Consider the following 11,623-nt stretch of genomic DNA (forward strand, 5'->3'; position numbering starts at 1 on the left):
AAAAAACCGCCGCGAGGTTTCCCAGGCGGCGGTCGGGTGTGGCTACGCGAGGATCAGTCTTCGCGGTACCGGCGCAGCTTCAACTGCTTGCCAGCGACGCGGGTGTCCTTGAGCTTGGTCAGCAGGCGGTCGAGGCCGTCTTCTGGCAGCTCGACCAGGCTGAAGCTCTCGCGCACCTGGATGCGGCCGATCGCGTCACGGGCCAGGCCACCTTCGTTGAGGATGGCGCCCAGCAGGTTTTTCGCGGCGATGCCGTCACGCGCGCCCAGGGCAGTGCGGCAGCGCGCACGGCCTTCGGCCAGCGGCAGCGGAGCACGGCGCTCGTGGCTGCGCTCGCCACCGGCGGACGATGGGCGATCACCACGCTCGGTACGCTCACGCGGGGCACCGGTCGGCACCAGCGGCTGCTCGCGCTCGACGCTCGCCAGGTCCAGCGACTGGCCGTTGGTGGCCTTGCGCAGCAGCGCGGCGGCCAGGGCACGCGGGGTGCAGCCCAGGTCAGCGGTCAGGCGGTCGAACAGCTCGCCGTGGGTGGTTTCAGCGTCGGCTACCAGCGGCTTGAGGCTGTTGGTGAGCTTCTTGATGCGCGCGTCGAGCACCGCTTGCGGGGCTGGCAGGCGCACTTCGCTGACCTTTTGCCCGGTCACACGCTCGATCACCTGCAGCATGCGGCGCTCGCGCGGGGTTACCAGCAGCAGCGCACGGCCTTCGCGGCCGGCACGGCCGGTACGGCCGATACGGTGCACGTAGGATTCCGGGTCGTACGGCATGTCAACGTTGAACACGTGAGTGATGCGCGGTACGTCGAGGCCACGGGCAGCGACGTCGGTGGCCACGACGATGTCGAGGCGGCCGTCCTTGAGCGAGTCGATCACGCGCTCACGCTGGTTCTGGGCGATGTCGCCGTTGAGCGCGGCAGCCTTGTAGCCCTTGGCTTCCAGCGCGGCGGCGAGGTCCAGGGTGGCTTGCTTGGTGCGCACGAAGGCGATCAGCGCGTCGAACTCTTCGACTTCGAGCAAACGCAGTACGGCCTGGGCCTTCTGGTCGGCGTGCACCAGCATGTAGGCCTGCTCGATGGCGGCGACCGTCTGGGTTTTGCTCTGGATCTTGACGTGCTTGGGCTCTTTCAGGTGGCGTTCGGCGATCGCGCGGATCGACGGCGGCAGCGTGGCGGAGAACAGCACGGTCTGGCGCGACTCGGGCATGGCGTTGAAGATGACTTCGAGGTCATCCATGAAGCCGAGCTTGAGCATCTCGTCGGCTTCGTCCAGCACCAGGTGGCCCACGGTGGCCAGGACTTTGTCGTCACGGCGCAGGTGGTCGCACAGGCGGCCTGGGGTGGCCACGATGATTTGCGCGCCTTGGCGCAGGGCCTTGATTTGCGGGCCCATCGGAGCGCCACCGTAAACGGCGACGACGTTCACGCCGGGCATTTGCTTGGCGTAGGTTTCGAAAGCGGTAGCTACTTGCAGCGCCAACTCGCGGGTTGGCGCCAGGATCAGGGCTTGCGGCTCGCGTTTGCTTGGGTCGATCTTGTGCAGCACCGGCAGTGCGAAGGCGGCGGTTTTGCCGGTACCGGTCTGTGCCTGGCCGATCATGTCGTGGCCAGCAAGGATGAGCGGGATCGATTGCTGCTGGATCGCCGAAGGCTCTTCATAGCCTGTGGCGATAACTGCAGCGACGATGCTCGGGTGAAGATCGAGAGCGGCGAAGCCGCCGGTTTCCTGGGTCATGGGTCTGCCTCTAGGTGCATCCGCAAAGACCCATGCTCCAAAACTGCGCATGCCGTGTTGAGACTTTATGAGAGTCGCCCTGGCAGTTTTGGTGGCGGGGATTTGCGAAAACGATTGAATGAATAGAATCGTCAAGGACCGCCCGGGTTGAAACGGGCGCTACCGAAGGAGCTTCGGGGAAATGCTACTTAACGCGACCCTTCCCGGGCCGGCGCGCATCATACCCGAAATCGCAACGGCCGGTGAGAGTTTTTTACGACAGAGCGGTAGCCGCGCCAGCATGTCGCAGGCTCGGGCTGAAACCATTCACCCTGCGCAAGGCCTCAACTGGCGGGGCGCAGGCAGGCGATCAACGGCGCCAGCGAATAGCCCAGGCGCGGCGCCAGGGCTTCGGCACGGGCTTTGAGCCCGTCGAGGTCGAGGGTTTGCTCGAGGCTGGCCGGCACCAGCAGGATCACATTGCCCTCGCTGACCGGCAGCTCCCAGTAATGCCGGTGATACAACCCGCGCAACAACGCCGCGCCCAGCGGCTTGCCGCTGTCGTCGCCCCACTGGTTGATCACCAGCCAGCCACCAGGCTGCAGGCGCTGCTGGCAGGCTTCGAGAAACTTCCAGGCCAGGTGCCCCACCGCCGGGCCCTGATCGTTGTACAGGTCAACGAAGATCAGGTCCGCCGGTTCCGCGCTGGGCAGCAGTTCAAGGGCATCGCCTACACGTATATAAAGGCGCGGGTCGTCGGCCAGGCCCAGGTATTCCATGGCCAGGCGCGGTACGTCTGGGCGCAGCTCGATGCACTCCACGTCTTCGAGCGGCAGGAATTTCAAACAGGCCTGGGTCAGGGTGCCGGCGCCCAGGCCCAAAAACAGCGCGCTGTCGGGCTGGGCATGGCACAGCGCGCCGATCAGCATCGCGCGGGTGTAGTCGTATTCCAGCCAGGCGGGGTCGGGCACGAAGGTGCAGCTTTGCTCCACCGCCGCGCCGAATTCCAGAAAGCGGTATTCGTCGACCTCCCACACGCGGATCAGGCCGTAGGCGTCCTGTACTTCGGCAAGCATGTGTTCATGGCGCGGGGCCGGCGGTGGCGGTGGGGTTTGCACGGGGGCGGCCTACGGTCAACGGCAAACGCCGATTGTGGCGCGGCAGGGCCCGATGCGCCAGTACCGGGAAGCGAACTGCTATACTGCCCGGCCGTTTTTTTGACCAGGAGCACGCCACCATGACCCTTTCGCACCTCGACCATCACCTGGCGCTGCTCAACCACCTGCGCGGCATCCTGGTGGCCCTCGGCGAGGCCGAGCAAGTACCCGAGGAAAGCCACGCGCTGTTTCTCGAGCGTTTCGACGAACTGCTGGCGCTGCTGCCGCAAGCCCCCGTCGAAAGCCAGTACCTGGGGCAAGACCTGATCTGCCAGGTGATCCAGCGCTACCCACAGATCGCCCACCTGGTCCCGCGCGACCTGCTGTGGTTCTTCGGCGGTGATTGCCTGCACTTCATGCCCGACGAAGAGATCGACCTGTTCCAGCAACTGGATGAACGCCGCTTCCAGGCCGAGGAAGACGGCGAAGCGTTCGACTGGGCCCACGAGCGGCAACTGCTGGCGCTGGGCGACGACGCCAGCCGCCACTGAGTCAGCCCCAGCACACCACGCACAGCTTGTTGCCTTCCGGGTCGCGGCAGTACGCGCCGTAGTAATCGGCGGCGTACCGCGGGCGCACACCCGGTGCGCCTTCATCCACGCCGCCGGCGGCGAGCGCCGCAGCCCAGGCCGCATCCACCTGCTCGCGGCTGGCCGCGAGAAAACTCACCTGGGTGCCATTGCCGGCACTGGCCGGTTGGCCATTGAACGGCAACTGCACGAAAAACTGCGGCAGGCGCTGGCCGGGCAGTTGCCAGCCCACCCCAGCGGGGCCGCCGTCGTCTTCGTCGGGCATGCGCTGCAGGCCCAAGGCGGCCAGGACCGGGTCGTAAAAGGCGGCCAACGCGGCGAGGTCGCGGGCGCCGAGGATGATGTGGCTGAACATGGGCGGGCCTGGCTGAGGTTGGGGGTGGCTTGATATCAGCGCACGCGGTGGAGGGTTGCGCAAGGGCCCAGGGCCCCTCGCCCGGCATAGCCGGAGTGCCGGGCGAGGGGCCCTGAACCCACAAGCCAAGGCTTCAGCGTTATACTCCCCGCCCCCTATTGATCAAATCCGAGTACTACGATGGGTCTTTCCGTTTCCGCGGCGCCTGGGCGCCGCTCGGCCGCGCCATGGATCGCGCTGGCGCTGCTCGCCGGCGCCGGGTTGTTCCTCAACGCCAGCGTGAACGCCAAACAGGTGCTGCTGCTGGTACTGGGCGCGGCCTTGGGCCTGGTGCTGTACCACGCCGCGTTCGGCTTTACCTCGGCCTGGCGCGTGTTCATCAACGAGCGCCGCGGCGCTGGCCTGCGCGCGCAAATGGTGATGCTGGCGCTGGCCACGCTGTTGTTTTTCCCGGCGCTGGGCGCTGGCAGCCTGTTCGGCCAACCGGTCAGCGGGCTGGTGGCGCCGGCCGGGGTGTCGGTGCTGTTCGGTGCGTTCATCTTTGGCGTGGGCATGCAGATGGGCGGCGGCTGCGCCTCGGGCACGCTGTTCACGGTCGGCGGCGGTAACGCGCGCATGCTGATCACGCTGCTGTTCTTTATTGTCGGTTCGGTAGTGGCCACCCACCACGCCGACTGGTGGTTCGCCCTGCCCGCCCTGCCCGCGACGTCGATCGTCAAGGTACTGGGCGTGTGGCCGGCGGTGCTGGTGAACCTGGCGCTGTTCGGGCTGATCGCCTGGGCCAGCGTGCGCCTGGAACGGCGCCGCCATGGCGCGCTGGAAGCACCCGCCGCCAGCGCGCACCAAGGCCTGCGCCGCCTGTTGCGCGGCCCTTGGCCGCTGGTGTGGGGCGCCGTGGCCTTGGCGCTGTTGAACTTCGCCACCCTGGCCCTGGCCGGGCGCCCATGGGGCATCACCTCGGCGTTCGCGCTGTGGGGCGCCAAAGTGCTCAGCGCGGGCGGGGTGGATGTCGCCAGTTGGGCGTTCTGGCAACTGCCGGCCAACGCCAAGGCACTGGCCGCGCCGGTGTGGGCGGATGTCACCAGCGTGATGGACGTCGGCATCATGCTCGGCGCGCTGTTGGCCGCGGGCCTGGCCGGGCGCTTCGCGCCGAGCTTGAAGATCCCGCCGCGTTCGCTGCTGGCGGCCGTGCTGGGGGGCTTGCTGTTGGGCTATGGTTCACGCCTGGCCTATGGCTGCAACATTGGCGCGTACTTCAGCGGCATCGCCTCGGGCAGCCTGCACGGCTGGCTGTGGCTGCTCGCCGCTTATGCCGGGAACGTGCTGGGAACGCGGCTGCGGCCGTGGTTGTTCGCCAACGAGCCGCGCCCGCTCGCGCTCAGCGGCTGCTGAACCAGGCTGCCGAAGGTGTCGCGCGGTGCCCAGCCGGTCTGGGCCCGCGCGGCGCGTTCGCGCAGTTGCTGGCCTTCGCGGGTGTCGACCAGGCCGCAGTCAACCATGTCCTGGATCAACGCCAAGGCCATGCGGTAGAACGCCTGGCAGGAAGACGGCATCGTCGCGCGGGTGATCTCGGCGATGCAGGCGTTCAAAAAGCGGTGAGCTTGGTCGGATGTCATCTTGGCTACCAGATTGCTATCACACAACTCTCTGACTGGCAGCGGTGAAGTTTCGTTCACCGCCGCGGCAGGCAGCTCATCGGCCCACGGCTAGTTGAAGCGGTAGGCCACGCCCAGATACACCCCACGCCCCTCGCCCGGCGTCGACCGGGCCACGTCCTGGCCTTTGTCGTCGTAGCCCGGGGTGACCGTGGCGGCGTAATGGCGGTTGCTCAGGTTGCGCAGGTCGACCCAGCCCTGCCAGTCGCCCGCCGGAGCGTCGTAGCCCAGGGTTGCGCCAAACAAGGTGTAGGGCGCGGCATAGAACGAATTGGCGTAGTCCACGGCAATCCGCGAGGCATGCTCGGTGTTCAGCCCGGCGTACCAGCCGCTGGGCAGGCTGTAGCGCAACTCGGCCTGGTAGAAGTGCTCGGGGATGCCGGGCAGGCGGTTGTCGCCGAAGCGGCTGTCGTGTTTGTAGTGGAAGTCGCTGTAGGTGTAGGCCTGGCGCAAGGCCAGGTTGCCGGCGGCGCCGCCGTCCCAGAGCGCGCTGTTCAGGCCTAGCTCGATGCCCTGGTGCACGGTAGGGCTGGCGTTGACCTCGGCAACCACCTGGGAGGTGCTGCTACTGGCGGCCTGGGTTTCGACGCTGAGCAGCTCATGGCGCACTTCCGAGCGGTACAGGGCGGCGTCCCATAGGCCAAACCAGGCGTTGCCGCGGCCGCCCACTTCAAGGGTGGTCGCGGTCTGGTTATCCAGGTGCACCGGCTGGCGCGCCAGCCCGGTGGCGGCGCCGCTGCCGGCGGGGAAGTAAGTGCCCGAACTCCAGATCAGCGACCAGGCATGGGGCGGCTCGACCGAGCGGCTGAGGTTGCCGTACAGCTGGGTGGCGGCGCTCAGGTCCCAGCGCAGGCCCAGGCGCGGGGCGTAGTCCCAGTCATGCTGGCTCACCGAGCCACCGCTGGCGGGGTAGGTCACGTCGCTCTGGCGGCGGGTGTAGATCGCCGCCAGGCCGCTGGTAAGCCACAGGTCCGGCAGCAGCTCCAGCTCGTTGCCCACGTGCAGCACGCTGTCCGAGCCGAGGTAGCTGTAGTCGCGGGTTTTGGTGCCGGGGGCGTAGCCGGCGGTGTTGCCGGCCGGCACCCGCACGTATTCGGAGGTGCCGTTGTTGGGCATCGCCTGGGTGGTGCGCAGGCCCACGGTGGTTTTGCTGGCGTGGCCCAGCAGGGTGCCTTGCAGGTGGTAATCCAGCGTGGCGCTGGCGTCGGTGTAGGCCACCTTCAGCCGGGTGGTGCCTTCGCGCAGGTCCATTGGGTAGTTGTGGTACACCAGGCCGGCCACCAGTTGGTCGCCGCTGTCGAAGGTGTAGGTGGTTTTGTTCGCCAGCCAGGTCGAGCCCGGCTCCAGGCGCTTGGAATCGCGCGCCAGGTTCAGGGCGTTGGCCTGGCGGGGGCTGTGTTCGATCTGCGCGCGGGTGAGCTTGCCAGGGCTGTCGTTGTCGGTTTCGCGGTAGCGGAAGTAAAACCGGGTTTCCAGTTGCGGGCTGAAGCGGTAGCCGACGTTCGCCGCCACGCCCTTGCCACTGCCGCTGCTGTGGTCTTGGTAGCCATCGTAGTGGGTGTCGGTCAGGCTGAGGTAGTAGTCCGCGGCGCCCAGCACCTGGCCCGAGCTGATTTCGCGCTTGCCGTAGCCGTGGCTGCCGGCCTCGTAGCGCAGTTGCAGGGGCGCGGCATCATAGCCGGTGTGGGTCACGTAGTTCACCGCGCCGCCCAGGGCCAGGGCGCCGCGGTCGAAGCCGTTGGCGCCGCGCAGCACCTCCACCCGGCTCAGCCACAGCGGCTCCTTGAGCTCGTAGGGGGTGCCGCCAGGGCCGGTCAGCGGCAGGCCGTCGATCGTCTCGTACAGCCCGGACGCATGGGCGCCGGGGCCGCGGTTCAGGCCCGAGCCACGAATCGACAGTTTGATGCCCTCGTTGTTGCCCGCCTTGGCGTACACCCCAGGCTGGTAACGGAACACGTCTTCGTTGCTGGCGACCTTGCCCTGAGTGGTGCTGGCCATGTCGATGTAGTTGGTGCCGCCCGGGGTTTCGCGCAACCTGGCTTCGGCCGCCTCGGCCTCGCTCAGGTTGGCGCCGTCTACCTCCAGCGGCGCCAGTTGCAGGGTTTCAGCCGCCTGGGCGAAGGGGCTCAGGGCCAGCGCCAGGCCGAGGGCGGGCCAGGGCCGGCGTGGGCCGGAGGTGAACGAAACGGCAAGCGGGCGATACGGCATGGGAAACGCAATCCTGAACTGTGTGCCGGGATTGGAAGCCGCCCACCGCGGCTAGGTCACTGTGCCAGCATCGCCAGGGCCTCGGCGCTGCCAACCACCTGGGCGTAATCCAGGGCGAGGTTGGCCAGCGCTTGCGCGTGCACCTCGGCGGCCGGCCAATGGCGGCCTTCGGCGCCGCGCAGGTCGAAGGTGAAGCAGGCATCGCCCACCACCCAGGCGCTGAAGCCCAGGCAGCCGGCGCTGCGCACGCTGGCTTCGACCGAGTTGTTGGTCGACACCCCGGCGAACACCAGTTGCGCCTGGCCACGCACCCGCAGCCAGCGCTCCAGGCCCGAGGTGGCGAAGGCACAAGGTACGTTTTTCTCGAACACCGCTTCGCCGGGCAGCGGCGCCAGCGCCGGCTGGAACTCACAGCCTGGCTGCCCGGGCCAGAACACCGAGCCCGGCTGGCGCGAGATATGCCGCACATGCACCACCGGGTGCCCGGCCACGCGCCAGGCGCTGAGCAATCTCAGGGCGTGGGTTTCGGCCTGGGGGTTGTTGCGCGGTGGCAGGCTGGGGGCCTGCATGCCTTGTTGCAGGTCGATGAGGATCAGGGTGGGCATGGGTGTTCGCTCAGGGGCCAGGGGCGGGTGGGCGAAGGTAGCATAGGGCCCTTGAGCCAACAGCAAACAAAAAAGCCGCCCTGCTTTCGCCGGGCGGCTTTTTTGAGAATCTGGAGCGGGAAACGAGACTCGAACTCGCGACCCCGACCTTGGCAAGGTCGTGCTCTACCAACTGAGCTATTCCCGCAATGTAATGGCGTCCCCTAGGGGACTCGAACCCCTGTTACCGCCGTGAAAGGGCGGTGTCCTAGGCCACTAGACGAAGGGGACGTAAAGCCCCGAAACACCCGATGAGCGTTTCAGCCTCCGAAAGTGACAGCCAGTCACCTTCAGGTTTTACCCGCACCGCCGAAGCCATGCGCACGTAAACTGGAGCGGGAAACGAGACTCGAACTCGCGACCCCGACCTTGGCAAGGTCGTGCTCTACCAACTGAGCTATTCCCGCAATGGCGTCCCCTAGGGGACTCGAACCCCTGTTACCGCCGTGAAAGGGCGGTGTCCTAGGCCACTAGACGAAGGGGACACGCTACAACTTTTCACTCCTTGCGGCGCTTGGCGATGTGCTTTGCGTTGCAAGTGGCGCGCATTCTAGGGGCGCTTTGGAGGGGCGTCAACCCCTCGTTGTAATTTTATTTAAATCAATGACTTCGTCGCGCGCCCCGGCCTTGGGCAAGGCCGGGGCAAGCACTCAGAACTCGACCGTACTGGACAGGCTGAACTGCCGCGCATCGCCCACCGCCACGTAGTTGGTGCTGGCGGACGACGGGTTGTACACGCGGTCGAAGAGGTTCTTTACGTTGAACTTGAAGTTCACGTTATGCCCTTCGATATGGGTGTCGTAGCTGGCGAAGGCGTCGGCCACGGTATAAGCGTCGAGGTTGAAGGTATTGCCGGCGTCCCCTGCCCGCTTGCCCACGTACCGAACGCCGCTGCCGACCCGCAGGCGGTCGCCACCGAACACGCTGCCGAAGTCGTACACCGCCGACAGCGAGGCGGTGTTGCGCGCCACGTTGGCCAGGCGGTTGCCCTTGTAGGTGGGGTCGTCGGTCACTTCGGCGTCGGTGAAGGCGTAGCTGCCGATCAGGCTCCAGTGGTCGCTGAGCTGGCCGGTCAGGTCGGCCTCCAGGCCACGGGAGCGTACCGCCCCAGCGAGAGAGTATTGGGTGGTGCCGCCTACGGTGTCAGACACCAGCACGTTGCGCTTCTTGATGTCGTACAGCGCCACGGTAGCGGTGATCGCCCCCGGGATGTCGAGCTTGGCGCCCAGCTCCCAGGACTTGCCCTCCTCCGGGGCGAAGCCCGAGTCCAACACCACGTTACCGGTCAGCGCGGCGATGCTCGAGTTGGGCTTGAACGACTCGGTGTAGCTGCCATAGAACGACCACTGGTCGTTGAGCTTGTACACCAGCCCCGCGCGCGGTACCCAGGTCTGGCCATTTGTGTCGGTATTGACCTGGAACGGGCGGCCCTTGCCGGCGTACTGGTCGTACAGTTGGTAGCGGCCGCCAGCGACGAAAATCCAGTGGTCGCTGAGGTGGATGGAATCCTGCAGGAACAGCGAATTGCTGCGCAGCTCATCGGTCTGGGCGCTGTCGGCGGCGCGCACGGAAGTGCCTTCAACCTCCTGCCCATACACCGGGTTGGTGTAGCTGAAGGTGGTCAGGCTGGTTTGCCGGATCAGGTCGGAGCGGTAGATTTTGCGGTATTCGTCATCCACCCCTACCACCAGGTCGTGCTGCATGCCGAACAACGACTCCGAACCCTCCAGGCTGAAGGTGCTGAAGCGGTCGTAGGTGAGCGCGCCGCGGGTGCCGTCCATGCTGCGGGTCAAGGTGCCGTTGGCGTTCACCGCCGTGGTACGCACCTGGCTGGCGTCATAGGTTTCGCGGTTGTAGCTCAGGCCCAGGTGGGCCTTCCAGTCATCGCCAAGGTGGTGGTCGACCTGCAACTGGTAGAGGTCCGAGCGGCCTTCCATGTTGTTGAAGGGTTCATCGAGCCGGCGCGTGGCGGGGATGTCCAGCGGGTGATGAGTGGCGGGGTTGATCGCCGTGCCGCGGTCGAACGGGGTGAGAAACTCCCGGTGCTGATAGCTGGCGACCACCTCGGTGTTCTCGCCATACCAGGCCAGCGACGGCGCCACCAGGCTTTCGCGGTGGGTGCCGAAGTTGCGCCAGTAGTCTTCGTCTTCGTGGTCGATGATCAACCGGTAGGCCAGCCCGCTGTCACCCAAGGGGCCAGTGGTGTCGAGGGTGCCACCGCTGCCGTTCTTGCCGTTGCCGTAGCTCGAGCCGCGGGCGGTGATGGCGTTGTACTGGGTCAACTGGGGGCGCTTGGCGACCAGGTTGACCACCCCGCCGGGGTCCTGGATGCCATACAGCAGGGACGCCGGCCCCTTGAGCACCTCGACCCGGTCGGTGGTGGCGTTCAGCGCGCGGCCCTGCACCAGCGGCATGCCGTCTTGCATGATCGAGCCGTCGCGGTTGTCGCCAAAGCCGCGCTTGAGCACCGAATCCTGCGTACTGCCCAGGGTGTTGCCCTGGGTGATGCCGCTGACGTTGTTCAGCGCGTCGTCGAGGTTGCGCGGGGCTTGGTCTTGGATCACCTGGCGGGCCACCACCACGATGGACTGGGGAATGTCCTGCACGCGGGCGCCGCTGCGGGCGATCGACGACGTCGCCGGTGGCTGGTAGCTGGTGCCGGCTTCACGGTCGAGGCTGCCGGTGATCTGCGTGGCCGGCAGGGCCAGGGTGCCGTCCTGGGGGATGGCTTCGAGCACCAGGGTGCGCGCATCGCTGTGGCGGAAGGTCAGCCCAGAGCCGGCCAGCAGTTGCGCCAACGCAGCGTCGGCGCTCATCTGCCCGTTCACCGCCGGGGCTTGCACCTGGCTCGGTACGCTGACGGTGTAGACCACGCTCAGGCCCGTTAGCCGGCTGAATTCCCCAAGCGCCTGGGGCAAGGGTTTGGCGCTGATGGCGAAGGCGTACTGCACGCTCTCGCTGGCCGCGGCCTGGGCCAACTGCGCGGTGGCCAGCGCCATCGCCAAGGCGCTGCCGGCAAACAATACGCTGGCGCCCAACCACCCTTGTGCCGAACGTAGCGCCGGCTTGATGCTGTGTTTCATCTGCTTCCCCGTCTTTAATTCGAATACGAACGACTCGCATACACAGCTAGACGGAGCACCTTGGGGGTTACCTCACGTGCCGGGTGAAAAATATTTTGGATCAGTATGTGCTGCATCAGGGGGGAGGCGCTGATTTTTTCAGGTGGTTTTACTTAGCGCATGGCCTGACTGGCCCATCGCCCGGCACAGCCGGAGTGCCGGACCACGGCCTCCCACCAGATTTGTGTAAGCACTTGATTTACGGGGCAACAAAGAACCCGTGGGAGGCCGTGGTCCGGC

At 66.6% G+C, this 11,623-nt stretch carries 8 protein-coding genes, 4 tRNA genes and 1 pseudogene; 2 read left to right on the forward strand and 11 right to left on the reverse strand.

Annotation, left to right across the window (positions count from 1 at the left end; translation table 11 throughout):
* Positions 1-53: 53 nt before the first annotated feature.
* Both ACFZCE_RS25280 and ACFZCE_RS25285 read right to left on the reverse strand, forming a co-directional pair.
* Positions 54-1,767: pseudogene (locus ACFZCE_RS25280) on the reverse strand (DEAD/DEAH box helicase).
* Between the two features lie 289 nt (positions 1,768-2,056).
* Positions 2,057-2,788: a spermidine synthase gene (locus ACFZCE_RS25285; protein ID WP_390943287.1), complete on the reverse strand. Its 732-nt coding sequence runs from the start codon at positions 2,786-2,788 to the stop codon at positions 2,057-2,059.
* Positions 2,789-2,949: 161 nt separating this feature from the next.
* Here ACFZCE_RS25285 and ACFZCE_RS25290 point away from each other — a divergent pair, with 161 nt between their 5' ends.
* Entirely contained in the window at positions 2,950-3,360 is a 411-nt protein-coding gene (locus tag ACFZCE_RS25290) for a PA2817 family protein (RefSeq protein WP_390943288.1), read from the forward strand.
* A gap of 1 nt (position 3,361) precedes the next feature.
* On the opposite strand, the gene ACFZCE_RS25295 is transcribed toward ACFZCE_RS25290, so the two are convergent.
* Positions 3,362-3,754, reverse strand: a complete 393-nt coding sequence (locus ACFZCE_RS25295; RefSeq protein WP_390943289.1) for a VOC family protein — start codon at positions 3,752-3,754, stop codon at positions 3,362-3,364.
* Positions 3,755-3,934: 180 nt separating this feature from the next.
* On the opposite strand from ACFZCE_RS25295, the gene ACFZCE_RS25300 reads away from it, so the two are divergent.
* A complete protein-coding gene (locus ACFZCE_RS25300) occupies positions 3,935-5,146 on the forward strand; it encodes a YeeE/YedE thiosulfate transporter family protein (RefSeq protein WP_390943290.1) in 1,212 nt (403 codons plus the stop codon).
* On the opposite strand, the gene ACFZCE_RS25305 is transcribed toward ACFZCE_RS25300, so the two are convergent.
* From ACFZCE_RS25305 to ACFZCE_RS25340, 8 genes are all read right to left on the reverse strand, one after another.
* Complete coding sequence (locus ACFZCE_RS25305; protein ID WP_390943291.1) at positions 5,062-5,370, reverse strand: hypothetical protein; 309 nt, start codon at positions 5,368-5,370, stop codon at positions 5,062-5,064. The genes ACFZCE_RS25300 and ACFZCE_RS25305 overlap by 85 nt on opposite strands.
* 90 nt (positions 5,371-5,460) lie before the next feature.
* Positions 5,461-7,617, reverse strand: coding sequence for a TonB-dependent receptor domain-containing protein (locus ACFZCE_RS25310; RefSeq protein ID WP_390943292.1), 2,157 nt, complete (start codon positions 7,615-7,617; stop codon positions 5,461-5,463).
* Between the two features lie 56 nt (positions 7,618-7,673).
* Positions 7,674-8,222, reverse strand: a complete 549-nt coding sequence (locus ACFZCE_RS25315) for an isochorismatase family protein (RefSeq protein WP_390943293.1) — start codon at positions 8,220-8,222, stop codon at positions 7,674-7,676.
* A gap of 111 nt (positions 8,223-8,333) precedes the next feature.
* Positions 8,334-8,409, reverse strand: a tRNA-Gly gene (locus tag ACFZCE_RS25320).
* Positions 8,410-8,416: 7 nt separating this feature from the next.
* Positions 8,417-8,492: transfer RNA gene (locus ACFZCE_RS25325), tRNA-Glu, on the reverse strand.
* A 100-nt stretch (positions 8,493-8,592) separates the two neighbouring features.
* Positions 8,593-8,668 (reverse strand) — tRNA-Gly (locus tag ACFZCE_RS25330).
* A 2-nt stretch (positions 8,669-8,670) separates the two neighbouring features.
* A tRNA-Glu gene (locus ACFZCE_RS25335) sits at positions 8,671-8,746 on the reverse strand.
* Positions 8,747-8,911: 165 nt separating this feature from the next.
* Entirely contained in the window at positions 8,912-11,344 is a 2,433-nt protein-coding gene (locus tag ACFZCE_RS25340) for a TonB-dependent siderophore receptor (RefSeq protein WP_390943294.1), read from the reverse strand.
* Positions 11,345-11,623: the final 279 nt, after the last annotated feature.

This window comes from Pseudomonas sp. NPDC007930, from assembly GCF_042958985.1.
Classification (GTDB): Bacteria; Pseudomonadota; Gammaproteobacteria; order Pseudomonadales; family Pseudomonadaceae; genus Aquipseudomonas.

What these genes read in the sequence shown, in the direction of transcription:
- ACFZCE_RS25300 (WP_390943290.1), top strand. Translation starts at nt 3,935, where the DNA reads ATGGGTCTTTCCGTTTCCGCGGCGCCTGGGCGCCGCTCGGCCGCGCCA.
- ACFZCE_RS25295 (WP_390943289.1), bottom strand. Translation starts at nt 3,754, where the DNA reads ATGTTCAGCCACATCATCCTCGGCGCCCGCGACCTCGCCGCGTTGGCC.
- ACFZCE_RS25340 (WP_390943294.1), bottom strand. Translation starts at nt 11,344, where the DNA reads ATGAAACACAGCATCAAGCCGGCGCTACGTTCGGCACAAGGGTGGTTG.
- ACFZCE_RS25285 (WP_390943287.1), bottom strand. Translation starts at nt 2,788, where the DNA reads ATGCTTGCCGAAGTACAGGACGCCTACGGCCTGATCCGCGTGTGGGAG.
- ACFZCE_RS25290 (WP_390943288.1), top strand. Translation starts at nt 2,950, where the DNA reads ATGACCCTTTCGCACCTCGACCATCACCTGGCGCTGCTCAACCACCTG.
- ACFZCE_RS25305 (WP_390943291.1), bottom strand. Translation starts at nt 5,370, where the DNA reads ATGACATCCGACCAAGCTCACCGCTTTTTGAACGCCTGCATCGCCGAG.
- ACFZCE_RS25310 (WP_390943292.1), bottom strand. Translation starts at nt 7,617, where the DNA reads ATGCCGTATCGCCCGCTTGCCGTTTCGTTCACCTCCGGCCCACGCCGG.
- ACFZCE_RS25315 (WP_390943293.1), bottom strand. Translation starts at nt 8,222, where the DNA reads ATGCCCACCCTGATCCTCATCGACCTGCAACAAGGCATGCAGGCCCCC.